Below are 26,561 nucleotides of genomic sequence, written 5' to 3' on the forward strand. Positions count from 1 at the left end.
AGGTTCAGGGCCGCCAATTCCACGAGACCGGCCGCGTCTGCGGTCCTTTGGGTCTTCTTCGTGTGATGAGAGGCGTGCATAAAAACTTTCGAGATGCAGAGCCGACATCATGTCAAGTTCTGCGTAGAAGTGGCGAGGGGGCTTTGAATCAGCCAGCCGAACTCGCATTCTGCCGATGGCTCTGCCTCATTTTCGCCGTAAGCGCAAAGCATTTGTCAGGTGATTTTGGACGGTGAGGCCAAGATCGGAGTGATGGATGAACTAAAGGCCTGTTCGTTGGAGTCGAAGTCAGTCTTGCTAAGACTTTATTCACCATAAAATCGTCATAGCAGAGGAATCGTGACCCGCATTTTGATCATATTGTTCTGGCTCAGCCTGTTTATACCTGCGGCATCCGCAGCGGCCGTGCCTGTTCCTCAACTTAAGCCCGGATTAGAGCTTCAGCAAACGCCTGTGCGCGTGCCTGGTCCGCGTTACTTCGAAAATGCTGTTCCGTTTCCAGTGCTTAAACCGAAAGGGTCTGCGCCGTCCCCACGCAAACCCGTCATCGTGATCGATCCTGGTCATGGCGGTAGCGACCCAGGTGCAGTTGGCATCAAAGGCACATATGAGAAAACAATCACGACAGCTGCAGCGAATGAGTTGGCCGCCAGACTTCGGAAGTCTGGGCGTTATACCGTTATCCTGACACGAAATAACGATAGCTACGTAAAACATGATGATCGGCTGCGCATTGCGCGAGAAGGTCAAGCTGACCTCTTTATTTCAATACATGCAGACTCTGCTGGTAAAAATGCGCGCGGGGCGGCTGTGTATACGCTGGCCGATCGTGCCAAGGGACGTTCTAAGCGTATTGTGAACAACCAAAACTGGATAATGGACATTGATTTATCCACGCAAACGGATCCTGTCGGCGACATTCTCGTCGATCTCGCTCAACGAAAGACTGAGAGTCAATCGGATGCCTTCGCGGGAATTTTGCTCGAAGAGCTTCAGGGCAAGACTGAACTGATTGGAAACTCTCATCGTCGCGCAGGGTATTATGTGCTCTTGGCGCCTGATGTGCCGGCTGTCTTGCTGGAACTTGGATATATTTCACATGCGACAGATGAAAAGCTGCTCAAAACGAAAAAACACCGGAATAAGCTTACTGCGAGCGTGGAACGCGCGATTGATCGCTATATGGCGGGTCTTTAGCGCGCGATATCCGTTCGCTCTCTGAACCAATGCCTTTATTACGCGGGAATGCCCCGCTAACACCCCATTACCGCCGCATTTGGCCCGCAGATGATTCGACCTATGACCGAGACAATTTCCGCCACAGCCTCCGAGACGCCGAATAAGCCTCGTTCCAAATTTTGGCGCGTGGTCAAATGGTTGTTTGGTATTGGATTGGTCTTAGGTCTGATCGCCGCAATTGTCGTCTTTGTCTTCATCGTCAAATCAACTCGCGACTTGCCTAGCGTTGAAAGTCTTTCCGAATATCAACCGCCCGTGATGTCTCGCGTCCACGCAGGCGATGGCAAACTTATCAGCGAATTTCGCAAGCAAGCTCGTGTATTTGTGCCCATCGAGACCGTACCGGAGGCACTTCAGCATTCTTTTGTCGCCGCCGAGGACAAGCGTTTTTACACGCACAACGGATTTGATCCGATTGGCTTTGCGCGCGCCATGAAGGCAAATATCGGCCACGTGCTAAATGGCAGACGACTTGAAGGTGGGTCCACGCTTACTCAGCAAGTCGCCAAAAACTTTCTAGTTGGCAACGAGCGAAATATTGAACGTAAGGTGCGAGAGGTCGCGATTGCCCGACGCATCGAAAAAGCGATGGACAAGGACACGATCCTCGAACTTTACTTGAATGAAATTTACTTTGGTCGCGGTGCTTATGGAGTTGCCGCGGCGTCGCTGAACTATTTCGGGAAGCCGATGAAGGACCTGACCGTCGCTGAGATCGCTTATTTGGCTGTCTTACCGAAAGGTCCGTCAAATTATCAGATCAATGACCCAGTCAAAAAAGAGCGGGCAATACGTCGTCGTAACTATGTGCTGACCCGTATGGCGGAAGATGGATACATAACCGAAGAAGAAGCGCAAACCGCTCGCGAAACCGAAATCACCGTCACTGATCGTTTCGAGGGTGATGAATATCTGGCAGCCGAGTATTTCGTTGAAGAAGCGCGCAAGCGCATTTACCAGATGTACGGTGAAGACGAGCTTTATGAGGGCGGCCTCTCCATTCGGACAACTCTCGATACCTCTGTGCAACTTGAAGGTCGTCGCGCATTGCGCCGAGGGTTGGAAATGATGGATCGTCGTCATGGTTATCGTGGCCCTTTGACCAGTTTCGACTCAATGTCGGATTGGCGCACAAAACTGAGTGCTGTCAAACCGCCGCGTGATATTGGTGACTGGCGTGTCGCATTAGTCATGGAAACGGGGGATAAATCGGCGGAGCTCGCTTTTGCGCCGCCTGCAGATTTGCCAGAGGACGAAACATTTCCAGAATCTGATGCAAAGGGCACTTTAGCCTTATCTGATATTGCATGGGCCAAGAAAGCTCTGCCGCGTGGCGCTGTCGGCAAAGACCTGAGGTCGATTAAAGATGTTTTGAAAGCGGGAGACGTCGTTCTCGTTGAGCGCAAGCCTGTAAAAGCCGAGGCAGAGCCTTCGACCGAATACAATCTTCGCCAGATACCTAAAGCCAATGGCGGGTTGGTTGCCATGGACCCGCATACGGGCCGCATTTTAGCGATGGTCGGCGGCTATAGTTTTGAGCAATCGCAATTCAATCGCGCCACGCAAGCAAAGCGTCAGCCGGGCTCGGCCTTTAAGCCCTTTGTCTATGCAGCGGCGTTAGAGGAAGGCTTCACTCCTGCGGATCAGATCTTGGACGCGCCCTTTGTGATCGAACGTAAAGATGTTGAATGTGAAGAAAATGAGCAGGGGACGCTATCTTTACGACAAAATGGCGAAGAACGTCGTGAAGGCGAGGACGATGCGTTTGAGGACGAATGTGAACGTTTCTATAAACCTGAAAACTATAACGCGGGGAACTTCTACGGTCTCTCGACCCTGCGATTAGGGATCGAGAAGTCTCGAAATGCGATGACCGTTCGCCTAGCCAATGAGATGGGGATGGCCCCTGTCATGCGCCTGTCCAAAGAATTCGGCATTTACGATGACCCGAAACCTGAATTGGCTTGGGCGCTTGGGGCCGGTGAAACCACGCTTCTGCGACTGGCGACGGCCTATTCCACCATGATTAATGGCGGTAAGCAGGTAGAGCCGCGTATTTTGGATCGCGTTCAAGACGGAAATGGTAAAACAATATTCAATGCGTTCGAGACTGAATGTGCAGATTGCCAGCAGGATGAATATCTAGGTGGTGAGCCACCAAACCTGCCTGACCTTAGACCTCAACTTATCGATCCTGTTACGGCTTATCAGGTCACATACATCATGCAGGGTGTTGTAGAAAATGGCACGGGCGCACGTTTGCGGGCGCTGGGACGCCCCTTAGGTGGAAAGACGGGTACCACCAATGACAGCTTGGACAATTGGTTCATGGGCTTCTCACCCGACTTGGTTGTTGGCGTTTATGTCGGCATAGACACGCCAGAGCAAATGGGGCGCGAAACAGGGTCAAGCTCTGCCGTTCCCATCGTCAAAGATTTTCTTGAAACAGTCTTGAAAGACCAATCCAAGGTTCCATTCCGTATCCCTGATGGCGTGACCTTAGCACCTGTAAATCGGGTAACAGGAGAGCCGTCCTATATTGGTGCGCCTGATTTTATTCTCGAAGCGTTTAAGCCTGGCACAGAGCCTAGCATGGGCGGTTTGCGTCGCACTATTCGGGTCGGGTCGGGTACAGATTCATTTGGCGGATTTTTCGGGTCGACCGTGCCCCAAACCACAGACGACGAGAGTACAACCTCATCGGGTGACGAAACGCCAACAGATTTAGAGGCCACTTTAAACAGAGCCCAAAATGCCGTTGAAGGCGTTCGTAATCCTGAGGATCAGGAAACAGATGCAGCTGTTGAAGGGCCCGCCCCCTCAATCACACCCCCAGCAACGCCTGATACTGCGCCGGTCGAAAAACCTGTCGAGAAAGCACTGGACGACGGGCTATACTAACCCCATATCGGCACCATTATGAGAGCCGATATCCTTCAAATGCAAACCGAAATTGAGCAGTCTATCGAACTGCTAAGGAGGCGTCTTTGACTGGGATGTTGCTGAACGGCGTCTAGCCGAACTCAATAACCTTGCCCAAGATCCAACCCTGTGGGACCGACCGCAAGAGGCGCAAGTCTTGATGCAGGAACGATCAAAGCTGGAGTCAAGTTTCGCGGCGATTCGTAAGATCGAAACGGAATTGGCCGATAATGTCGAGCTGGCCGAACTGGCCGAAATGGATGACGACGCTGAACTCGTAGATGCGGCTGCCGACGCCCTTACCAAAACCAAGTCAGCTGCGGCGGCGGCTGAGCTTATTGCGCTGATGAGCGGTGAAGCAGATGCCAATAACTGCTTTGTCGAAATTCATCCAGGTGCTGGCGGAACTGAAGCCCAAGATTGGGCAGAGATGGTGCTGCGTATGTATATGCGCTGGGCAAATTCACGCGGGATGAAGACAGAATTGCTTGAGGCGCAGGATGGCGACGGCGCAGGTATCAAGTCTGCGACCTTACGGATAAAAGGCGAGAATGCATTTGGTTGGATGAAAACCGAGTCGGGTGTGCATCGGTTGGTCCGCATTTCGCCATATGACAGTTCCGCGCGACGTCACACCAGCTTTGCCTCTGTTTGGGTTTTTCCCGAGATCGACGATACGATCGAGATTGATATTGATGAGAGTGATTGTCGTGTTGATACTTACCGCGCGTCTGGGGCAGGTGGTCAGCACATCAACAAAACCGACTCTGCGGTTCGTATTACGCATGAACCTTCGGGCATTGTGGTCCAGTGTCAATCGGACCGCAGCCAGCATAAGAACCGCTCTCAAGCTTGGGATATGCTCCGAGCGCGTCTTTACGAGGAGGAACTTCGTAAACGCGAGGAAGAGGCGCAGTCATTGGCCGATAGTAAGACAGATATTGGCTGGGGCCATCAAATCAGAAGCTATGTACTGCAACCTTATCAGATGGTCAAAGATCTGCGCACTGGTGTAGAGACATCAGACACGTCTGGTGTGCTGGACGGCAAACTAGATGACTTTATGGCCGCTGCCCTAAGTGCCCGCGTCGGTGTTGATAGCGAGCCTTAGGCCGCGTCAAGAAGCGGGCGTAAACTCGCATCAATCGCGGGGCATTCCTCGCGAATAAAATCGAGCAAGGCACGTTCGTTCTCGTCAATTTCGCCATCGGCTTTCAAAGCCTGGACCAGCCAACGCGCTTCTTCTTCTGTGATCGTTTCAGCTTGTGACATATTTTCGACATCTAGATTGGTGAAGCCGCCCGTCGGGTCTCCAGCCGTAAGCCCGAAGACCTCTTTAAACGCATTCAGAACATCTCTGCCTGATAGACGCAGCATCCCACGCTTGATCATACCTTCATCGCTTGCCAGCCAAGCTTCACGACGTTTGACTTCGGTGAGGTCGAGTTTGGCTGGCGCCGCTATCATCATGAGATGATTGGCAATCGCCCCCACGAAGAAGCGCTGCCAGGCCGGGTCATTGTTTCTGCCTTTAGTGGCTTCATTCAGATCGAAAATGACTTTGGCTTCCATTCGCGTGATCCACATTCCGCCATCGCCGCCAACACTATAGAATATCCGGCGGAGCAATTCGACTTCCGCCGCGCCAAGCGTACCCGGGGTCAACATGTCCTGCCCGACACGTCCTCTACCTTCCATGACGGCCAGCTGTACCTGCTTCAGCGCGTAAGCCTCCAAGCGGTCGCCAGGAACTTCTGCGACTTTCAACACATTCATGAGTAGGCGCAATTCGATTTCAGTCTCAACCACGCCGTCATGATCAATGCGCGCTATCAGCCAGACGGCCATGGCGTCATTGATATAGCCTTCTGGCCGGCCTTGATGGACGAGATAAGTCGTGAGAACGAGAACAAAGTAATCCGCCCAACCGCTTGGTTTTTCTGAGACTTCATTGAGCGCGAAAAGGCTGTCCGCTTCAGTACTACTGATTTCGAGGTCGGCACCAAATGCGCGTCTCAAATCCAGCAGTTGTGCGCCCGTCATCTTATCCGCCGCTTGAATTTCAGCGATTAGCTGGCGCGTATCTGTCGTTGGCATGTCGGCCCCTCACATAGAATTACAGGGCCACCATAGATAAAATTGCTAAATATCCCGCTAACGCGCTTCCCAATTGAATGGGACAACCGAATTTAACCATGCCAAAGTTGGGACGGGTCCATGCGGATCATACCGAAGAGGCTTTTCGCCAGAGTTTACAAGAAACCAATCTTGTAAGAGGTCAGCCTGTTTTTCGATGGGATAGCTGTCAAAACTGGCGTCTGATTTAACCTCGTAGGCATAGAACCAATTGCTTGGGAACAGCAGATAAACCAGCGCCGATAGGCGTCCCGTTTCATATTGCCAGACATGGCAAAGCTCATGCATCAGCAGAGATTGAATTAAGAGGGGTTCTCTGGCGAAGTCTTTGGGGCAAGATTGCCAATAGAGCTTTGGTCCCCGACAGACGATCTTGTTTTCGGCAAAGGGATTATGCGCTCGGTCGATGAACTCGACCGACTTGATGTCGAATGTCGACGTGAAGCCACGGGGCAGGGCCGCGACTTCATGGGCTTTGATATGACGTGTCTGACTGGGCATGTTCTGCACCTCACCATGACAAGCTCTAGCATTTAGGCAATAAAAAAGCCGCCTCAGAGAGACGGCCTTTTAATTTGGCTTTCGAGCGCGGCTCGCCTAGCGGCGGCGCGGCTTCTTTTTCGAAGGGATAAGGCCTTCGATTTGGGCACGTTTACGAGCCAATTTACGGGCGCGACGTACAGCTTCCTGAGCTTCGCGAACGCGCTTCTCGGATGGCTTCTCGAAATGTTTACGCGCTTTAATTTCGCGCAAGATGCCTTCGTTTTGCATCTTTTTCTTCAGAGCGCGGAGCGCCTGATCAACATTGTTCTGACGGACGTAGATTTCGACCATGTGTATGTGTCTCTTATTTCGTGTTCAAAAGCCAAAAGCCCCGCTCAAACCGCAGGGCTCTTTAAGTTGGGTGTCACCTACAGGCTCGTTGCTCTCTCGTAAAGGGTCGATTTGCACCCGTAGGCCGACAAAATTGACACATAACCCCGTGTCTTCAAGCGATTTCTAGGCCATATCCTCTGTCATGAACTTTAATCGCCCCTTTTTTGTTTCGAATGATTCCTTCCAGATCGCGACTTATGCGGATGGTCCAGTAAATGGGCCGCCGATCGTCCTGATCCATGGCTGGCCTGAAATCGCTTATAGCTGGAAACATACCGTCCCGGCGCTTGTGGATGCGGGCTATCGTGTCATCGCTTTTGATCTTCGCGGTTTTGGCCATTCTTCCGCGCCGCTTGATCCCGTGCATTATGCTATGCCGCAGTTAGTCTCTGACATCGAGGCCGTGATGGACGGACATGGGATCTCCGAGGCGATCATCTGTGGTCATGATTGGGGGGGATCAATTGTCTGGCATGCTTCGCGGATGATCTCGCACCGCGTTAAAGCTGTCATTGGTATTTGTGTGCCGCACACATCACGCGCGCCAGCGCCGCCGCTCAAGATCATTGAGAAACGCTATGGTCCGAAACACTATTTTTTGGAATTTCGAGATAGAGGCCCAGAAGTCGCCGCAAATTTCGCCAAGGACCCCGATGGATTTTTCCGTCTTATGTTTCGGTCGACTCCACCTGGCGCGAAAGCGGATGAAACATTCACCTTCATCCCGACACAGTTTGAGCGCTTCCTCTCGGAGGGCTCACCTGCGCTGAAAGGCGTGGTTTTGCCCGATGAAGACCGTAAGCAATTTGTGGAGGCCTATATAAGAACGGGGTTTGAAACAGGCATGAACCTTTACAGGAATATCGATGTGAATTGGCATTTGGCCGAAGGCATGAGCGACCGTATTACGCAGCCTGTTTTGATGATCAGTCCCGAAGGCGATTTACTGCTGCCTCCAGAACTAACCGGTCCGATGGTCAAAATGTGTCCTGACCTCGAACGGGTTAACATTCCCGACTGTGGACACTGGGCGATGTGGGACGCGCCAGAGGCTTTGAACAATGTGATGACAGAATGGTTAGAGCGGCGCTTTAATTAGTGCGTCAGCCGCCTACGCCTAAAAGGTCGTAGGCGGCCAGCCAATTGCTATTTTTCCCAATAATAGGGCAGGCGTTTCTTATCGCCCGTCACGACTTCGTTCATAGTCGCAGCTTCGTATAGGCGGCCACCGATCATGACGTGTTCGATTTTATCCGTGTTGCGGATGTCGTCGAGAGGGTTGTCCGATAGGATCACGAGATCGGCGAGTTTGCCAACTTCCAGAGAGCCGATATCCTTATCAAATCCCAAGTGACGCGCGGGTTCGGTTGTCGCCGTTTGAAGCGCTTGCAGATTGCTCATACCACCACGGGCAAAGCTCCACATTTCCCAATGCGCCGCTAGACCTTCACGTTGACCATGGGCACCAATCGAAACGGGCACACCTGCTTCCATTAATTTCTTAGATACAGCGGCAGAGGCCGCGTCTGCGTAATCTGCATCAGGCGCCATTTCACGGCGCACAGATTGCGCTCGTAGCAAAGCGGGCGGTGTATGCGCAGAAAGAATCGGGTGTTTCCAGACGTCCTCACGGGCGTAATAATAGGCTTCGCCGCGAACGCCGCCATAAGTCACAGCGAGTGTCGGTGTGTAAGCCACGTTAGTTTGTGAGTACATCTGCACAACATCATCATAGATGAATTCCTGCGGCAGGTTATGTTCGACCGACGTGTTGCCATCTTGGACTAGTGACATGTCCATGTGATAGAGCGATCCGCCTTCGGCAACGACGATCAGATTTTCGTCACGGGCCGCTTTCACAACTTGTTGGCGCTGATCGCGGCGCGGCTGATTATAATTTTTTACGCCATGTGCGCCTTGCTCTTTCAAGCGAGAGACATGTTCGCGAGCATCATCTTCGGATTGAATATTGGCAAAGAAGCCCGGAGCTTTCGCGCCGTAAATGACTTCACCCGTCGAGTAAGTGCGCGGTGCAAGCAACATGCCTGCGCGTTGCATCTCCCCAGCGGTAAAGATTTCGCTGGCGCGGGAGGAGGGGTCAAAGACAGTCGTTACGCCGAGTGCGAGGGTTGCGACAGCTTCCCAGTTTTGCTGCGGGACTAGCTCATCCGTGCCTTGCGGCCCATGCGCATGGGCGTCGATGAACCCAGGGACAATCGTCTTGCCTTCAAGATCAAGGACTTCATGTTCGCCCCGCGTTCGGAGGCTTCCTGATTTGCCAATGGCTTGAATGCGCCCATCCACAATGAAGATGTCTGCATCTTCCAGCACCCCACCATCATCGTCCGCCATGGTTATGACACGAGCGTTTGTTAGGAGAACGGCTTTCCCGGCTTTGGCAGATTTGACCTTATAGGAAATGGAGGTGCCATCTGTCACGGGTTTGAAGTCGTCGCTCATCATCTCGTCGAGGGAGGCCGAGAAAACATCTGGGCCCAGCGACCAGTTCAGTGAACCATCATTGGACCAACTCGGATAGGTCGCGCCGCCTTCGCTCACTTTAACAACGGGCAGTTCGCCTGTTTCCATGCCAGTGCCGACGTTCTGCGGACCCGAAAGGAGCGGCATCACAAACAGATTATAGTTCTCTCGGAAGGCAACGTGTTTGCCGTCGGGTGAGATCAAGTAAGTTTGCGCCATTTTGGATGACGCATGTGCGCGCTCATCATCACCGAGTAAATTTGTCGAAACGAGGGTGCTCTTGCTATCGATATTCTTCGTGAAGAAGACACGCAGATCGTCACCATCGAAATGCGGCGCGCTGCCCGATTTTGAAATCCGCATAGGCTCGCCACCATCTAGCGCAAGAACGTATAGCCCAGGCGCATCTGTATATGTGGGCGCGGTGATTGAAGACCCGCTGCCCTTTTCGAATGTCAAATAGTCACCTGATGGGGATAGGCGTGGGCGTTTATAGTGGCCCGGCGCTTCGGTATGGGTTGTCACGCGTCCAGAGGCGACATTGATCGAGTGGATTGCGCCTAGATCGGCATCAGTCCAAGTCGTGAACGCGATGGTCTTCCCATCACGTGACCAGCTAGGATAAAGTTCACGCACGTCTTTAGGAAGTTTTGTCAGATTCTTGACGCGACCATTTTGCAGGTTACGAAGATAGAGTTTGCCGAGAGATTCAAAGACAACGGACTTTCCGTCGGGACTGGTTTGCGCAAAACGCGGCATGAGAATGTCGAACTCATCGGGCGCGACTTCGACGCTTGGGCGGGGTGCATCCATGACGGTGCGGGTGTCGCGGACTTTGAAGGGAATAGCTTTGAAGTCACCACTGGCAATATCTAGCTTGTGGATTTTGCCTTTGGCCCAGAAATAGATTGCGTCACCCTCAGGCGACCAATCCATATTAGGATACATGCCTTGCACGCCCCATGTTTCTTGCATGTCTTGATCGAGATTATCGAAGATCATCCGCTCTTCGCCAGAGGCGAGGTCTTTTAGGAATAGCTTGGAGCGAGCCTCGACACGTTTGACAAAGGCCAAAGACTTGCCGTCTGGCGAAGGTGCGCCGCGAACCGCGCCGCCATATCCACCTGCGGCTGTCGAGATTTCGCCCGTATCCATATCGTATTTCTTGATCTGGAATAGCTCGGTGTGGCTGTTCTGAGCGTAAATGAACTGACCGCCGGGTGTTGTGTTTTGTGTATAGTAAATCGACTTTCCGTCAGGCGCGAAGATCGGTTCGCCAAGCTCTTTCTGGTGCGTCTCGGATGGTTTTTTGACGAGTTGAACACCTTTTCCGCCTGCGGTGTGATACAGCCAAATTTCGCCCGTCCCGAGAGAGCGTGATGTCGTGAAATGCTTCTTCGCTGCAATATAGGTTCCATCCGGTGACCACGTCGGATTGTTCATTAAGCGGAAGGTTTCTTTGGTGATCTGCTTGGCGTTCTCGCCGTCGACATCCATCACCCAAATATTGTCTCCGCCCGCACGGTCAGAGGTAAACGCGATCTGTTTCCCATCAGGTGAGAAACGCGGCTGCATATCCCACGCCATGCCAGAAGCGATATTTTTGGCCGTACCTCCGCGCGCGGGCATTGTGTAAATGTCGCCCAGCAGATCAAATGCGATGGTCTTGCCGTCTGGAGAGACATCAAGGCTCATCCATGTGCCTTCATCGACATTGATATCAATTTCACGTTTGTCACCCGGTGGGTTCATCACGTCCCATTTCGCCTCATCCTTTGTGTCATCCGATTTACTGTCAGCGAAGGCAGTCGCGGTGAAAGCGACAGCCGTGGTGAGAGCAATTGTGGAAAGTAATGCGGTTTTGAGAGTCATATTGGGCCTCGAAAGCGGGATTTGGTCAGACCTTAGGCGAAGGCGTGGGGTAAATTCATGCGTTTTCGCCTAGGAGGGGAAATGAGAGGTAAAGCTAGAACCGCCCTGCTGCTCCAGGAAAGACAACTGGGGTTTCGCTACCGTCTTTGGCGACGGCGCTGACGCCGAAGAAGTAATTGTCAATCACGAGGTTCTCGAATGTCCATTCATTGGCCTTGCCGACGAAACGCGAGTGCGTCCATTCTGGCGCGGTCGTGACGCGCCAATGCACGCGATAGCCCGCGAGGTTGTCCGCATTTTCTGGTGTTTCCCACGTGAGCTTCGCGGAGGGCTGCACGGCGCCCGTGGCTTCGACATTTGCGGGGAAGGGCGGTGCACCTGCCATTCCAGCAAGTGTGATAGCGTTGAGGGCCGTGAGCTTGGCGGCGTAGGTTGCGTCAACACCCTCCATGGTATCGCCATATACGATTCCGTCCTCCGTCCGCAAATCCTGATGCTGGCGGTCGTAATATTCATGCGTTTCCATGATGCGGATACCGGGAATACCGACCACGTTAAACGGACGGTGATGACCGCCGCGGCCGAAACGGTCGAGGCGGTAAACCATCATGATATCCAGATTGGTCATATATTGGTCGCCCTGCGATTTCACATAGCGCGCTAAATTCCGCGATGGACTGTCGACTTCGCCGCCCGTGAAGCGACGCGTGCGGGCCTCGGCGGGGGTTTCATTCGCGCGGGTACCCTCAGAGAAAACGCGGACCGTGGAATTATTGGTGACGCCATCAATGCCCGTGATGTTAGAGATCATGTCATTGTTCAACACGCCTTTGATCTGCCAATCGTTCTCCAAAGCGTAATCCGCAACGATCTTGCCGCCGAACAATCCCTGCTCCTCACCAGACAGTCCCGCATATATGATGCTGCCTGCATATTTGCGTTTGGATAGGACCCGCGCAGCTTCAATGACGCCAGCCATGCCAGAGGCATTGTCATTTGCGCCGGGACTGTCGGAAGTTCCGTCCAGTGGATCAGTGACGCGACTGTCGATATCGCCGCTCATCATGACATAGCGGTTGGGGTCTATCGTGCCGCGTTGAATGGCCAGAACAGAGACAACTTCTGTGGGGTTGGGGATACGACGTTCGCCTTCAATCGTATCGCTGACATAGATGACTTCGAGACAGCCGCCGCAGTCTTTGGAGATTTTCTCGAATTCCGCGAATATCCAGCGTCGAGCTGCGCCGATGCCACGCGTGTCGCTTTCGGTTTCCGATAGGGTATGGCGTGTGCCGAAATCAACGAGGGTTTGAATGTCGGATTGAATGCGATCCGCAGACGGGGCAGTCGCAATGGTATAGAGGTCCTGAACTTCAGAGGGCGGGCCGTAAAGAGCGGACATATCTTGGGCAGAAACGGATGCCGCCGTTCCCAACAGCAATGTTGTAGCGAGTGCGAGTGTCTTCATTTGAAATCCCCTAACTAAGCAACGGCGAGTTTCAAAACCGCCCCATAATCTTTTTTGATATCCATATCTGGTCCATGACCAGCCGCCAGCATGGCTTTGTGCAAGGCTTTCAAACGATAGCAAGGCACGTACATGTAGGCGTGATGCTCAACGTGGTAATTCACCCAATAGGGCGCGAATAGGATGCGTTCGATCACATTGGCGTGTGTCGTCCGCGCATGTGTCAGCGGGTTGTCGTCATTGGTCGTCATCGCATGTTCGGCGATATTCCGAAGGCGCAACACGGCAAAGAACCAGGTCCAAAGCGGCAGCAGCCAGAGTGTCAGGTAAAGCCAAGGGTGACCGATCAGAATGAAAACGCCAAAGATGATCGCATTCGCGACGAAGAATGGCACTGCCGACGATTTTTGGAAGGCTTCAGTGCCGGGCATGTTCTCCCCATGTTTGCGCATTTTCCAATTCGCGAGACGCAATCGCAGAAACGTTAGGCCCGTAATGTCACGTAGAAATTTGCGCTTCAGGCTCGCCTTGCTAGTCGGGAATTTGGCTGAAAGCGGCAAGTCTGGATCAAGCTCGGACTGAGCGTAGCGGTGATGTTTCAAGTGATAGTGGCGATAGGAAACCATGTCGCCGCCATAGGGCGCTGCGAGCAAATATTTCCCAACGAATTCATTGAGAGTTTTGGATTTGAACAAAGCGCGGTGCGCCGTGTCATGGACCAAAATTGCGATTCCATGCTGACGTGATCCAATGATAAGAAAGCTCGCCGCGAAAACCCAAGGGTTCGGAAAAGCAATATAGGCGGCGACGGCGAGGGCGATCGTTCCCCAAACGTGGAGGGTCAACCATGCGCCCCAAAGGTCAGATCGTTGCGCTAGGCGTTTTACGTCTGACTTAGCTACATATTGGATTGCAGATTTCACGATACAAAGATGCCCCCGCGCGACCCGCAATGTCAACGTCGCAAATCTGGCAATAAGGGTGGCTTTTTGCTCGTCTGTGGCTTGACCTTTTGGACAGGCGCAGAAATATGGTCGGTATGGAAAAACTCATCAAAGGCTATCAATCATTTCGCGCGGGTGACTATGCGCACCAGAAAGCGCTCTATGAGGAGTTAGGCCGTAATGGTCAGAATCCCGATATTATGCTGATCGCATGCGCGGATAGTCGTGTGGACCCAACTGATATATTTGACGCCTATCCGGGACAAATGTTCGTCGCCCGCAATGTCGCCAATTTGGTGCCCCCGCCAGATGCGAACGAAAGCTATCATGGTACGACGGCTGCGATTGAATATGCAGTAAAAGTTATTGGGGTCGGCACAATTGTCGTCATGGGCCATGAAAGCTGTGGCGGCATTCAAGGCTGTATTGCAGGTTTGGGCCGAAAGCCCGAGGGTGGCTATGTCAATAAATGGCTCAGCCAAATCAACCATGTCTGTGACCGCGTTTCTGAACGCAATTTATCTGATCCAGAGATGCAGTTTGAGATGGAGCTAGAGACAGTTCGTCAATCTCTCACGAACCTTATGAAATATGATTTTGTTCGTGAGCGTGTTGAGGCGGGTGAGCTCCAACTTTTAGGCGCTTATTTCTCAATCATTCAAGCGCGATTAATGCTCGCCGATGAGAACGGCGACTTCAAACTGATTGATGTCGCGCCGACAGACTCTGACGCATAAACCGCCGAATTCGAAAGCCGCGTTAAGCGGCGGCCGCGCCAATAACGCCATATGGATCAATGCCATTATTGCGCATTTGTGCGTGAACTTCGTGATATTGTGTCGGCAACTTGATGCCCATATGCGCGCGAACCTCATCAATCGGCTGCGGCAGAAGCGCCATTAAATCTTCATAGGCGATATCTTTTGCGGCTTTGCCAATACGACGGGCTTCGTGAATGGATTTCAATACAGGTGCGCCTTTCGGTGCTGTTTTCCGCACTTCCCATGCCGCGCCGTAAGCGATGAATAATACACCAGGTCCACCATGTTGCGCGTGGCTGTAGCCAAGAACCGAGGCTTCACCCAGCGCGTCGCGACCAAAGCCCGTCAAGACATGCAACATATCATGCGTATCACGTAGTCGATCTCCATAGATGTTCATGTCGGGATGGCCATAGTCGCGCGACACACCAGAGGCAGAGTACTCATCGACTAGACCTTGGGCCGTTAGACCCTCCGTTTCCATAAAATGAAGATAGGCGCGACCTAGACTCCCATCAGGCAGTGTGCGCAACCAGTCATGATTATCGAGTAAGGGCGGTAAATAACGCTTTTCTTCCAAGCGTTTGCGACCTTGGTCTGAATTGGCAAATTTGACGAATTGCTTTTGAAAGCTATTGCCGTTCAGCGCTTCGATCACATAGAAAACCTGCGTCGTGTCTTCTTTGTTCTTAATCAGTTCACGGAAGTGATGCAGCGCCTTCAGCGGGCGTCGCCGACGTTTTTCGAATGATTTCAGCGAGTATGTCGTCTTGGTCATGCAATTTTGGTAGCATGGAAACCCTTTCCATACCATCACCGTGACTGCATATGGTTTATGCAAACTGCATCAGTCCGCTCAAACCGACCGTAGGAAAGCCCTCATGAAAAAAGCTCTTTTGTTTTCGAGTCTTGTCGCGTTGTCGGCATGCGTGTCAGAAAACCAGGCCGATCAAGATGTCACCGTGATTGTCGGCGATATTATTACCATGGATGCGACACGCCCGCGGGCCAGCGTGATGATCCTGAAAGATGGCAATATCTCCGCGGTCGGCGATCGGACACTAATGAACGATATCTCTTCGGCAAAGCTCATCGATCTATCGGGGCAAACAATTTTACCGGGGTTCATCGATAGTCATGTTCACGTGCGCGAATTGGGTATGGACCGCATAAAAGCCAATCTCGTTGGGGTGGAAACGGCCGAAGATATCGTCGAGCGCTTAGAAGCGCATTTCCCAAATCCCAAAGCGGGTGTCTGGCTAATTGGTCAAGGCTGGGACGAGGGCGAATTTGCGACGCGCGGATATCCAGACAGAGCCGCATTGGATGCAGCCTTCCCGAATAACCCTGTCGCTCTCGAAAGCCTTCATGGTTTCGGTGGTTTCTATAATGGCAAAGCGCTCGAGATTGCGGGGATCGACAGCAATACGGCCGAGCCAAAGGTCGGAAACATCCTGCGCCGTGAGGATGGAACGCCAACAGGTGTCATGCTGACGCTCGCGCAAGATCTGGTTGATCAGCACATTCCAAAAGCTGACCAAGCTAAGCTGGAGTTGGCGATCCGTGCTGGACTCACCGAGATGTCGGAAGCGGGTGTCACATCTATTCATGAGGCTGGGATGACTCCTGTGGATGTCGCGGCGTTCAAAGCATTGGCGGCGCGGGATGAACTTCCCATTCGTGTTTATGGCTTGCTGGACGGTAACGATAATACGTTGATGGAAGCGTGGTTTAGCAATGGCTTAGAAGACGACCCTGAAGACTGGTTGGATATCCGTGGTATCAAAGTTTTTTATGACGGGTCTCTCGGATCTCGCACAGCGCTTATGGCTGAACCTTATTCCGATAAACCCGATGCCGCCCGCCCTACAGAGCGGATTTCGCCTGAGGCGATGACATCATTGGCTAACCGCGCTGCGAAGCTAGGGTTTCAAATGGCCGTCCATGCTATTGGTGATGAAGGCAATAACAGAACGCTGAATATCTATGAAGAAGCACTGGGCGATGACATGACGGCACGTTGGCGGATTGAGCATGCGCAGGTCGTCTTGCCTGACTATTACGACCGCGTTGCAACACGCGGCGTTCTGTCATCAGTGCAGTCATCTCATGCCGTCGGCGATAGCGGATGGGCGGAAGACCGTGTGGGGCCAGAGCGTATCAAGAATGCGTATGCGTGGCAGACAATACTGGGCGCGGGTGGGCGGTTGATGCTGAATTCTGATTTGCCGGGTGAGCCTTGGACACCAATGGAAACGCTCTACTTCGCGGTGACTCGGAAAAAGCTGGAGAATGCTCCCGCAGAAGGTTGGTATTCAAATCAAGCGTTGACTGTTCAAGAGGCATTAGAGGCAATGACAATTACCAATGCTTATGGTGCGTTCCAAGAGGATGCGCTGGGGTCACTCGAGGTGGGCAAACGCGCAGATTTCGTCGTGCTGGACGCCGATCCGACCAAAGTCGCGCCGACAGACATCAAGGACATCCGCGTGCGCCAAACTTGGGTAAATGGTCAGCCTGTGTATCAGGCTGACTAGGTTCAGTCAGGCCTTGTAGCTCGGACGCGCTTTCATACGGCCATGCCATTCGAGCAGGGCTGTTTGGTCTTCCTGGGGTGTGACCTTCACCCAGCGGCCAAAGTCGACAACCACAGTGGCCGTGATATCCGCGACTGAATAGCTGTCGCCAGCGACATATTTATTTGCGCTAAGTTGACGATCCAAGGTTTTGAAAAACCATCCAAGTTTCATCAGGCCACGCTCGGCCAGTTCTGGAATTTGCGGAATATTTTTGGGCCCTGGTAAAGCACGATCTTTCATCGCGGGGGAGCTGTTGCGTAAGGCTTCGGCGGCCGACATCAATCCACCCATCTCACAACGCCAATTCCAAGTCGCGATTTGCGCTTTTTCCATCGGCGTTGTGCCAAGCAACGGAACCTCAGGATAGAGCGCTTCGAGATAGGCCGCGATCCCCGCGTTTTCGGTTAGTGTCACGCCGTCTTCTGTGACAAGTGCGGGAACAGTACAGCCCGGATTGATTTTGCGGAAGGCGTCGCTCATTTGCTCGCCCTTGGTCAGGTCAATTTGAATATTCTCATGCTCAATGTTTTTTTCTGCTAAAAACATACGAGTCCGCCGTGGACTAGGCGCTGTCGTGCAATCATATAGTTTAATCATTGTTTTCCCTCATGTGTTTGAGCCACCCTATGTCTGATACCGCCGCAATCAAGTCTGTTCTGAAGCCCCGAGCGAAAGATATCGGTGATTTCGAGGTGCGGCGGGCGCTACCGTTTATTCAACAACGGGCGATTGGACCGTGGATTTTCTTTGATCACTTTGGCCCCGTGGATTTTGCGCCGGGCGAGGGCATAAATGTTCGACCGCATCCACATATCAATTTGGCAACAGTCACCTACCTGTTTGAGGGCGAAGTCTTTCACCGCGATAGTTTGGGAAATGCGCTGGCGATTGAACCCGGTGGCGTTAATTTGATGGTGGCCGGTAAGGGGATTACCCATTCCGAGCGCACGCGGGATGAGCTGCGCAAAACAGGCTATAGGATGCACGGCCTACAGCTCTGGCATGCGCTACCCGAGGAACATGAAGAGACAGAGCCAGCATTCTATCACCATCCTGCCAGCGATATTCCGTCAGTGGATGTGAACGGTGTGACTATCCGCGTTATGATGGGCAGCGCTTATGGCGTCACGTCGCCCGTCAAAACTTTTTCGCCAAATCTGTATATCGAAGCGGACTTGGCAGCGGGTCAGAGTCTCGATTTACCAAAGGCGCAAGAGCGTGGGGTTTACGTCGTTAAGGGCGCGGCAAGTATTGACGGAGAAGACGCGCCCCTTTTCGCGATGTCAGTTCTGAATGATCGCGCGAAAACTCTGACGGCAAAAGAGGACACACGTTTTGCGTTGATTGGCGGCGATAATCTGGGACAAAGACACCTGGAATGGAACTTTGCATCCAGCCGAAAGTCGCGCATTCAAAAGGCCAAACTTGACTGGAAAGCAGGCAATTTTCCTACAGTCCCGGGGGATGATGAGGAATTCATTTCTCTGCCAGAATAGCGCAAATTTGCTTTTCTAAGCATTTTGTGCTACGCATATGATGTCGTTTACGGAGGATATGGAGCGCAACCTTGCGACATCTACCTGTCGCCGAAGCCTTTAAAAAATTGATATTGCGCGCCTAAAATTAGGTCTGACCCCTCGGGTGAACGCTCACGCCAGAACTTGTCTGGCGGTAAGTGCACAGAGGAGCGCGGAGTATGAAGCATCTATCAAACTTAGTCATCGAAATGGGGTTGGGCGTAGGCCTGCTAGCTGTCTCCGCGTTGGAACAGGCACACGCGACCCCGCAGACGGGTTCCCAATCCATCGTTGAAGACCGGCCCGCTGACGTGTCCGACGCGAAAGTGGTGATTGCAGATCTGTCTACGCCCAGTGCTGCCGAAATTGAACAGGTCGCTCTTGATCTTTTTGCGTATCAACAAGGAGAGTGGGACTCAATTTGGGAAATGTATGATTCGGCGGGCAACCAAACCTCAACATTGGAAGGTAAAGTCGCCTATAGTCCGCTCTTAGGTGACCACACTCAAAAGATGACGAATGTGGTTCCGAAACTCAAACACCGCAGCTCGGGTATCCGCGGTTTTAACGCGATCGATAATCAAATCGTCACCTTCAACATGGCCGATAATGGGGTGTATTGGAAAATGCATCAAGATCCCCTGACGGGTGTTACCCTCTCAGACCCCCACCGCACCGCAGATGGAACGGTGATCCTTCAGCGTTACACGCGACACTCGATGAATAAGGACACTTATAAGGTCGTGATGGAAGAGTCCCTTAACTCCGGAAAAACTTGGTTCAAAAGATATGATCAGACGCTAACCCGTAAATAAAATAGCGACAGGATTTGGGCGATATGGTGGATTTCCAATTCGATCCTTGTTTGTACCTGCCCAGAACCTTCATGAAATGGCAATTCTTAAAAACCTGATCCCCGCTTTCCATTTTACCTCTATGTTTAAATAGTTCTTTCGGACACGGGACAGGTAGGAGCTCACCTAGTGTAATTTGCTGAAAGCAAAATACACACTATGCATTTTGTCTTCGACAAATTGCATTGACTGGTTCGGAGGACGGTGGGTCTGAGCGTTTTGGTGTGAGAACCGAAGAGATGCTGGGACTTTTAGAGCGAGCGCACGACATTGCGTGTCCGGGTCTGGAAGGCAGGCTCCGACGTGCAACTATGACCAGCCGTTACCGTTCTATCAAAAACCATTGCCGCGTGGCGAGTTGGCATTACAACCCAACTCCTGATTTCCGCGTAAAACAAAACTAATACTTTGGTATTCCATCGCGAATATCGACCACGCGGACAGTCCCATTTTCAAGGACTTCGCCTATCGGCTGTCTCATCCAGTTGAAACAATAGTTTCAACGGTGGCAGCAAACATTTTCGCATGTCCGCTACTCACACAGAGAACTCGCGCGTCGGCGTCTTGACCCTGAACCCTGTTCATCCCACGTAGGTACGACACTTAAACAGAACAGGGTTCCTTCGCATGACAACATACCATCAGATGCTCTCCACCGTCACAACTGACGGGCTCGAAATGAAATTGGTTGAGCGTGAAATGCCGACGCCAAAAGACAATGAAATCGTCGTCCAAGTTGAAGCGACCCCCATCAATCCTTCTGATCACGGTGTTATGTTTGGTTGGGCCGATATTTCTAAGGCGACATCCACGGGCGAGGGTGCAGACCGCGTGTTACGCGCACCGCTGGCCCCTGGTGGATTGTCGCGCATGAAGGCGCGTCTAGGGCAAGATTTGCCAGTCGGTAATGAAGGCGCAGGCGTAGTGGTCGCGGCCGGTTCCGATGATTACGCGCAATCCCTGATGGGTAAACGCGTTGCTGTCATGGGCGGCGGCATGTATGCGGGCTATCGCGCCATTCCGGCGATGACTGCGCTTCCCCTGCCAGAGAGCGCAACCTCCAAAGATGGCGCATCCTGTTTCGTCAATCCACTAACCGCGCTTTGCTTCGTCGAGACGATGAAGAATGAAGGCCATACAGCGATTGTCCATACCGCGGCCGCGTCAAACCTTGGCCAAATGCTCAACCGTATCTGTCAGGCAGACGGTATTGAAATCGTCAATGTCGTTCGCAAAAGCGAGCAAGTGGAATTGCTCAAAGACATGGGCGCAAAATATATCGTGAACTCCAGCGATGATGATTTTCACATGCAGTTGACGGACGCGATCCACGCAACGGGTGCAACGCTCGGGTTTGACGCCATCGGTGGCGGTGACATGGCCTCCAAGATTTTGACGGCGATGGAAGCTGCAGCAGCGCGTACTCCGGGTGCATATTCGATTTATGGCTCCGTCGCGCACAAGCAAGTCTATCTCTATGGGAGCTTGGACTTCAGCCCAACAAAATTGGACCGGGCTTACGGTATGGCTTGGGGTGTTGGGGGCTGGTTGCTGCCAAACTTCCTCGCTAAAGCCGGCATGGAAACAGCTGTACGCTTACGTAAGCGCGTGGCGGCAGAGCTGCACACGACGTTCAAAAGTCACTACACAGACGAGATTTCCCTGTCTGAAGCTTTGGATGCTGACGTTGTGAAACGGTATAATGCCAAGAAAACAGGTGAAAAGTTCCTGATTAACCCGCAACTTGGGCTCTAATGTGGGAATTGGGTTCTCGGCACAAACATTTCAGCTCCTAGAGGGCATTCGCGACAACAATAATCGCGAATGGTTTCACGCCAATAAGGCGGAGATCAAGGAACATTGCCAAGACCCATTTGCCTTTCTGCTGGTCTGCGCCACGCAGGAATTATCAGATCATTCCGTCCGATTATCGGGCGGAAAACAAACAATGTTTCGGCTAAACCGCGATGTGCGTTTCGCCAAAAACAAAGACCCCTATAATTATCACGTCAGCGGAACGCTCACCCGGTCGGGTTTGAAAAACGAGCAGGGCGGTCTAGTCTATCTCCGCCTCGATCCTTCGGGTGGGCGTTTAGGTGCGGGTTACTTCGGCCTCACCGCAAAACGCATGGGGCCCATCAGAGATCGTATCTTAGAGGACCCTGATCGCTTTAAGACGCTTGTCGAAGATCTCGCTAAACATGATTTAGAATTCGGAACCGAAAGCAGCCTGACAAATATGCCACGCGGTTTCACCGATAAAGCGGATCACGAATTGGCGTGGGCGCTCCGTATGAAAAACTTCATGGTCACACGTCCGATGAAACGAAACGATTGGAAGGGCGACGGTGTCGTGGAAACTGTCGTGGATTTCGTCAAAGCTACGACAGCTGTGTTGGAATTTGGGTTAGTCAGCGTGGATAAGCCGAAAGTTTAGGCCGGTCTAAGTCGCGAAGATTTGCGACTCATCCTTAAAGCTTTTGAACTCCAGCGCGTTGCCGCTTGGGTCCATGAAGAACATTGTGGCCTGTTCACCGACTTCGCCTTCGAACCGAATATAGGGTTCGATAATGAACTCTGTTCCCGCCGCGCGAAGCTTATCAGCTAGCGCTTCCCAGTCGTTCCACTCAAGCACAGCGCCGAAATGACGAACGGGGACGTCTTTCCCATCCACGGCATTCGTGGGTTCGCTATCATGGGACATATCCGCCAAATGAAAACTTAGTTGATGTCCAAAGAAGTCGTAATCAATCCAACGCTCAGCCTCGCGGCCTTGTGTGCACCCGAGAAGATCACCGTAGAACGCCCGAGTTGTTTCCTTATCCAGGATGGGGGCCGCCAGATGAAAGACTTTGGCTTTCATTATCTTCGCGTCACGTAAATGGCGATTAGACCAACTGTCAATCTAACAAGATCGGCGTCAAAAATTGCCCCTAGTCCAGCAAAGCCCTCAGAAAATCCATTTACGCAGTAAAATAGAACATGCAGGAAAACTTGGCCCAGAAGAAGGACCCCAAAAATTCTGATGGCTAAACGCATTACTTCGGTCCGTACGCGTATTCGCCGCCTTTTTCCAAGGCGCGCTGATAGGCCGGCATGGCGTGAATGCGTTCGACATACTCGTTGCAAGCGTCATAGCCTTTCAAGCGTCCGCGCGCTTTCATGGCTTCCAGTGGGAAGATCATCTGAATATCTGCGCCTGTCATATGGTCGCCCGCGAACCATTTTTTGCTGATCAGGTGATATTCGCAATAGTCCAAAATGCCTTTGATTTCGGCCATGATCATCGGTTGCAGCGGCGCGGCCGCATCACCAAGATAGCTGGTGTAGAGCGACAGTAGCATGGGCAACATTGCCGAACCTTCGGCGAAATGCAGGAAGTGAACATAGTCGACATATTCTTGCGTCCCTTTTTCGGGGCGCAGATTATGATCGGCATATTTGTCGAGAAGATAGACGATAATCGCGCCCGTTTCGGCGACGATCAAACCATCATCTTCTATCACCGGGCTTTTCCCGAGTTGATGGACCGCTTTCAGTTCAGCAGGCGCGCGATTCGTGTCAGGATCGCGTGCGTAATGTTTAATTTCATAGTCGACCCCAAGTTCCTCGAGTAACCAAAGAATACGCTGAGAACGGGAATTATTGAGATGGTGTACAATTAACATGGCTTGGTGATGCAACCGTACAGGGAAAGGCGCAAGAAGAATTTTTGAATGGGCCTAATTCGTTGAATTTATGGCATCCATATCGCTGCCGCTGAAGACAATTGACTGCGTGCCATTGGTTGTCGGGACGTTGATGACATTATCAAATCGGGGGCTCAGATCGCGTAAAATTGCGTTCCGCGCTGACCACGTCTGAGGGAGGGTCGCAAGGGTTCCAGTTTGGTAGATGTAAAGATGCCCACCGCCAACTTCGGCGCCCAGTATCTCTAGCGGGACAAGGACGTCGTCGGCAAAGAGGTCAAATCGTTTAGAGCTGTAAAGGGCTGCTTGCGCACGTGCGCGTAAGCCCGAAATATCGTTGGATTCAATGATCCCAGCTTTGTGAAGCAGACGTTGCGCCGCGGAGAGCTGCAGCACGTGAACGACCTCTAGCTGCCCGTCAGCCCGATGCGAGACCTCAGTCTCCACCCGTGGCGCATCATGCGCCGCCGCAGGCGACGCAAAGGCGACGGTCGCCATGGCGAGCAGGCTTAGCGCTGCAAAGGTACCACGGCGCGTCAGCATTTAACGGCGCTCCAACATGCGCTCGAGGGTTTTGCGAAGCGTCGACTTTTTGTCTTCTGCCTCATCTTCGTCCTCGGATATGTCGTCCGTTTGCTTCTCTGTTGCGTCCTCTGAGTCGTCCTTAGATTTGGCATCGCCCATTGGAACAGATTTCGAGTTGGATTCGGCTTCGTCCGATTCTTCCGAATGTAGCTCACGCAACATGTCAGCCATCATAGAGGAGGACGAACTGCTGGACTTGTACAAATCAATGCGGCTCTGCGAAATACGCTGCGGATATGCATTGTTCGAGAAATCGGCATCTGCCGTTTGGTGGGCGACATCCAGTTCAAACCCGACGGCGCGACTATCTAGAACGAACAGTTTGGTGACGTTCTTAGCGTTACGACGCCAAATTTCAGCAGGGATCATCTGCTCTTCGGAAGTGCCGTTCTCATAACGAATTGTCACAGGCAAAGGCGAAATCAGTCCACCGATGTTTTCGAAGTCGACGAAATATAGGTATTTTCCGTCGTCCATGGCGCGGTCATATGCTGCCCGCTCCCAATCTTCGAGACCGTCGTAAAATTTCTTGAACTTATTCCGATCTGCGTTCGTGACAGTGAACTTGTCGTTCTCATTGTAGAAATCTTCAAGATCAGAATAACGCTTCAGGCGAGGGGTAATGCCTTCGTCACGATTACGACGTTGCGTGATATTTTCTGGACGGTTGAGGGCATCTTCTTCGCGCTTAATGTCTTTTTCGATATCGGGATCATTTGTGGAAATTTGATACTCGCGCACGCTCGTCAACGCCATGTCGACGTGATCTGTGCCATAGTACCAACCGCGCCAAAACCAGTCGAGATCGACAGCCGAGGCATCTTCCATTGTCCGGAAGAAATCAGCGGGTGTCGGGCGTTTGAACTTCCAACGGTTGGCATATTCACGGAATGCAAAATCAAACAGCTCTCGGCCCATAACGGTTTCGCGCAAGACAATCAGGGAGGCCGCAGGCTTGGAGTAGGCGTTAGGACCAAATTGCAAAACGCTATCGGATTGCGTCATGATTGGCACCTGATTGGAGCTGGTCATGTACGACGGAATTACGTCCAGTGGGTTTTGCATGCCGCGGCTAATCGGGAAATCTTCTTCCCACTCATATTCGGCCATGTATTCAAGGAAGGAGTTAAGGCCTTCGTCCATCCACGTGTAGCGGCGCTCGTCGCTATTCACGACCATTGGGAAGTAGATATGCCCGACTTCATGAATGATAACGCCAATCAGGCCGTATTTAATGTTACGAGAATAAACGACTTCCCCTGACTTTTCGTCCTCCGATGGACGGTACCCGTTGAACGTAATCATCGGATATTCCATGCCGCCGCGTTCCCATGTATTTACGGATTGGGCGGTTGGATAAGGGTAGTTAAAGGCGAATTTGTTATAGACTTCCATAGTGTGGACCACGGCTTGCGTGGAATATTTCGACCAGATGGGGTCGGCTTCCTTTGGGAAGAAGGACATCGCCAAGACTTCCGGATGTTCGGCGTCGTCCTGTTCAAACTTCATCGCGTCCCAAATATATTTACGGGAAGAAGACCACGCGAAATCGCGAACGTTATCAGCGCTAAATTTCCAGGTTTTCGTTCCACGGGCCTTGGACTTCTCGTTCTCGGCGGCTTCATCGGGAGTGACAATGTAAATCGGTTCTTCTGTACCTGCATTTTCGAGGCGTTGGCGCTGTTTCGCCGTCAAGACGTCACGCGGATTTGTTAGCTCACCCGTTGCGGAAACGATGTGATCGCTTGGTACAGTTAAATTGACGTCGTAATCTCCGAACTCGAGAGTAAACTCACCACGACCTAAGAACTGCTTATTTTGCCACCCCGTGTAATCTGTATAGGCTGCCAGGCGAGGGAACCACTGCGCCATTCCGAAGATGTAATTGTCATCTTCCTCAAAATATTCGTATCCGCCACGACCCCCGATAGAAACTTCGTCTAGAATGTTATGTTCCCAATCAACTTGGATTGTGATGCTCTCGCCTGTTTCCAAGGGTTCGGGTAGGTCAATGCGCATCATGGAATCGTTGATGACATAAGGCAAAGCCTTACCATCTTCGTCCATAATAGCTTGAAATTCGAAACCATATTGACGGTCTTCGAAGGCTTGCTCTTTGCGCAAGGCGAAGAATGAGTAGCGGTCGTCGCCACCTGCGCCGTCACCGCGACGAGATCCAACGGCGGAGGCCGTTGCAGAACGACGTTCGAGGGAACCATCTTTAAAACGGTTCTGATCCAAGGCTAACCAGATGTAATTGAGTGGGTCGGGAGAGTTGTTTGTGTAGTCAATATCGCTTTCGGCAAAGATGCGTCGCTCGTCTTCGTCCAAGCGAATGTCCATCGTATGGCTGGCGCGCTGCTGCCAATATCCTGGGCCTGGCGCACCTGAAGCGCTGCGGTAAATATTCGGAGACGGGAGTAGGTGATCAAGCTGGCGAAATTTCGCCACTGCGTCCCCTGCCGAACCTGCAGGACCTTCTGCGTTGGTTCCGTCGTTGGCAAATGCTTGCGTACCGAAAGCTAAAGTCGCGATAGCGCCGATTGTGGTAACACTGGCAAATTTGAGTGCGTTTGTGATGCCGGCCATAGGGGCCTCCCGAAGTCTTTGAAAAAGTCTGAATTGGACGTAGACCTTG

Annotated in this window: 22 protein-coding genes; 10 read left to right on the forward strand and 12 right to left on the reverse strand. The window is 52.2% G+C overall.

What is annotated here, in order from left to right; all coding sequences use genetic code 11:
* Nucleotides 1-339 precede the first annotated feature (339 nt).
* The 3 genes from IE073_RS02400 to prfB all read left to right on the forward strand — a co-directional run bounded on the left by IE073_RS02400 (nucleotide 340) and on the right by prfB (nucleotide 5,272).
* Nucleotides 340-1,197, forward strand: coding sequence for an N-acetylmuramoyl-L-alanine amidase family protein (locus IE073_RS02400; RefSeq protein WP_189580838.1), 858 nt, complete (start codon nucleotides 340-342; stop codon nucleotides 1,195-1,197).
* A 102-nt stretch (nucleotides 1,198-1,299) separates the two neighbouring features.
* Entirely contained in the window at nucleotides 1,300-4,140 is a 2,841-nt protein-coding gene (locus tag IE073_RS02405) for a penicillin-binding protein 1A (RefSeq protein WP_233349739.1), read from the forward strand.
* An 18-nt stretch (nucleotides 4,141-4,158) separates the two neighbouring features.
* Nucleotides 4,159-5,272 (forward strand): peptide chain release factor 2 gene (prfB, locus tag IE073_RS02410; protein WP_189580842.1). Its coding sequence is split into 2 segments (ribosomal slippage): nucleotides 4,159-4,227 and nucleotides 4,229-5,272, totalling 1,113 coding nucleotides; the frame shifts between segments, so codons are not numbered across the junction.
* Here prfB and IE073_RS02415 read toward each other — a convergent pair.
* From IE073_RS02415 to rpsU, 3 genes are all read right to left on the reverse strand, one after another.
* Complete coding sequence (locus tag IE073_RS02415; protein ID WP_189580844.1) at nucleotides 5,269-6,258, reverse strand: hypothetical protein; 990 nt, start codon at nucleotides 6,256-6,258, stop codon at nucleotides 5,269-5,271. The genes prfB and IE073_RS02415 overlap by 4 nt on opposite strands.
* Before the next feature lie 57 nt (nucleotides 6,259-6,315).
* On the reverse strand, nucleotides 6,316-6,798 hold the full coding sequence (locus IE073_RS02420) for a hypothetical protein (protein WP_189580846.1): 483 nt from the start codon (nucleotides 6,796-6,798) through the stop codon (nucleotides 6,316-6,318).
* Between the two features lie 96 nt (nucleotides 6,799-6,894).
* Nucleotides 6,895-7,131: a 30S ribosomal protein S21 gene (gene rpsU / locus IE073_RS02425; RefSeq protein WP_189580848.1), complete on the reverse strand. Its 237-nt coding sequence runs from the start codon at nucleotides 7,129-7,131 to the stop codon at nucleotides 6,895-6,897.
* A 184-nt stretch (nucleotides 7,132-7,315) separates the two neighbouring features.
* Here rpsU and IE073_RS02430 point away from each other — a divergent pair, with 184 nt between their 5' ends.
* Complete coding sequence (locus tag IE073_RS02430; RefSeq protein WP_189580851.1) at nucleotides 7,316-8,272, forward strand: alpha/beta hydrolase; 957 nt, start codon at nucleotides 7,316-7,318, stop codon at nucleotides 8,270-8,272.
* Nucleotides 8,273-8,319: 47 nt separating this feature from the next.
* Here IE073_RS02430 and IE073_RS02435 read toward each other — a convergent pair whose 3' ends face one another.
* From IE073_RS02435 to IE073_RS02445, 3 genes are all read right to left on the reverse strand, one after another.
* The gene (locus IE073_RS02435) at nucleotides 8,320-11,526 is read right to left on the reverse strand and encodes an amidohydrolase family protein (protein ID WP_189580854.1); all 3,207 of its coding nucleotides are present in this window, start codon (nucleotides 11,524-11,526) and stop codon (nucleotides 8,320-8,322) included.
* Nucleotides 11,527-11,620: 94 nt separating this feature from the next.
* Nucleotides 11,621-12,994, reverse strand: coding sequence for a M28 family metallopeptidase (locus tag IE073_RS02440; protein WP_189580856.1), 1,374 nt, complete (start codon nucleotides 12,992-12,994; stop codon nucleotides 11,621-11,623).
* A gap of 14 nt (nucleotides 12,995-13,008) precedes the next feature.
* The gene (locus tag IE073_RS02445) at nucleotides 13,009-13,917 is read right to left on the reverse strand and encodes a fatty acid desaturase family protein (RefSeq protein ID WP_189580858.1); all 909 of its coding nucleotides are present in this window, start codon (nucleotides 13,915-13,917) and stop codon (nucleotides 13,009-13,011) included.
* A 107-nt stretch (nucleotides 13,918-14,024) separates the two neighbouring features.
* On the opposite strand from IE073_RS02445, the gene IE073_RS02450 reads away from it, so the two are divergent.
* Nucleotides 14,025-14,675, forward strand: coding sequence for a carbonic anhydrase (locus IE073_RS02450; protein WP_189580859.1), 651 nt, complete (start codon nucleotides 14,025-14,027; stop codon nucleotides 14,673-14,675).
* Nucleotides 14,676-14,697: 22 nt separating this feature from the next.
* Here IE073_RS02450 and IE073_RS02455 read toward each other — a convergent pair whose 3' ends face one another.
* Nucleotides 14,698-15,477, reverse strand: a complete 780-nt coding sequence (locus tag IE073_RS02455; protein ID WP_189580861.1) for a Coq4 family protein — start codon at nucleotides 15,475-15,477, stop codon at nucleotides 14,698-14,700.
* Between the two features lie 103 nt (nucleotides 15,478-15,580).
* Between IE073_RS02455 and IE073_RS02460 the strand changes: the two genes are divergently transcribed.
* A complete protein-coding gene (locus IE073_RS02460; RefSeq protein ID WP_189580863.1) occupies nucleotides 15,581-17,236 on the forward strand; it encodes an amidohydrolase in 1,656 nt (551 codons plus the stop codon).
* 6 nt (nucleotides 17,237-17,242) lie between these two features.
* Here the strand turns inward: IE073_RS02460 and IE073_RS02465 are convergent, their stop codons facing one another.
* A complete protein-coding gene (locus tag IE073_RS02465) occupies nucleotides 17,243-17,875 on the reverse strand; it encodes a glutathione S-transferase family protein (RefSeq protein ID WP_189580865.1) in 633 nt (210 codons plus the stop codon).
* A gap of 29 nt (nucleotides 17,876-17,904) precedes the next feature.
* On the opposite strand from IE073_RS02465, the gene IE073_RS02470 reads away from it, so the two are divergent.
* The 4 genes from IE073_RS02470 to IE073_RS02485 all read left to right on the forward strand — a co-directional run bounded on the left by IE073_RS02470 (nucleotide 17,905) and on the right by IE073_RS02485 (nucleotide 22,086).
* A complete protein-coding gene (locus IE073_RS02470; protein ID WP_233349742.1) occupies nucleotides 17,905-18,774 on the forward strand; it encodes a pirin family protein in 870 nt (289 codons plus the stop codon).
* Between the two features lie 200 nt (nucleotides 18,775-18,974).
* On the forward strand, nucleotides 18,975-19,610 hold the full coding sequence (locus IE073_RS02475; protein WP_189580867.1) for a hypothetical protein: 636 nt from the start codon (nucleotides 18,975-18,977) through the stop codon (nucleotides 19,608-19,610).
* Between the two features lie 666 nt (nucleotides 19,611-20,276).
* A complete protein-coding gene (locus tag IE073_RS02480) occupies nucleotides 20,277-21,404 on the forward strand; it encodes a zinc-binding dehydrogenase (RefSeq protein WP_189580869.1) in 1,128 nt (375 codons plus the stop codon).
* A 1-nt stretch (nucleotide 21,405) separates the two neighbouring features.
* Nucleotides 21,406-22,086 (forward strand): DUF2461 domain-containing protein, encoded by a 681-nt coding sequence (locus tag IE073_RS02485; protein ID WP_189580872.1) that lies wholly within the window; start codon nucleotides 21,406-21,408, stop codon nucleotides 22,084-22,086.
* A gap of 6 nt (nucleotides 22,087-22,092) precedes the next feature.
* Here the strand turns inward: IE073_RS02485 and IE073_RS02490 are convergent, their stop codons facing one another.
* From IE073_RS02490 to IE073_RS02505, 4 genes are all read right to left on the reverse strand, one after another.
* Complete coding sequence (locus IE073_RS02490) at nucleotides 22,093-22,512, reverse strand: VOC family protein (protein ID WP_189580875.1); 420 nt, start codon at nucleotides 22,510-22,512, stop codon at nucleotides 22,093-22,095.
* A gap of 175 nt (nucleotides 22,513-22,687) precedes the next feature.
* A complete protein-coding gene (locus IE073_RS02495; protein ID WP_189580878.1) occupies nucleotides 22,688-23,317 on the reverse strand; it encodes a glutathione S-transferase family protein in 630 nt (209 codons plus the stop codon).
* A 54-nt stretch (nucleotides 23,318-23,371) separates the two neighbouring features.
* Complete coding sequence (locus tag IE073_RS02500) at nucleotides 23,372-23,881, reverse strand: DUF6702 family protein (RefSeq protein WP_189580880.1); 510 nt, start codon at nucleotides 23,879-23,881, stop codon at nucleotides 23,372-23,374.
* Nucleotides 23,882-26,512 (reverse strand): M1 family metallopeptidase, encoded by a 2,631-nt coding sequence (locus IE073_RS02505; RefSeq protein ID WP_189580882.1) that lies wholly within the window; start codon nucleotides 26,510-26,512, stop codon nucleotides 23,882-23,884.
* Nucleotides 26,513-26,561: the final 49 nt, after the last annotated feature.

Source organism: Litorimonas cladophorae (genome assembly GCF_014652455.1).
Classification (GTDB): domain Bacteria; phylum Pseudomonadota; class Alphaproteobacteria; order Caulobacterales; family Maricaulaceae; genus Litorimonas; species Litorimonas cladophorae.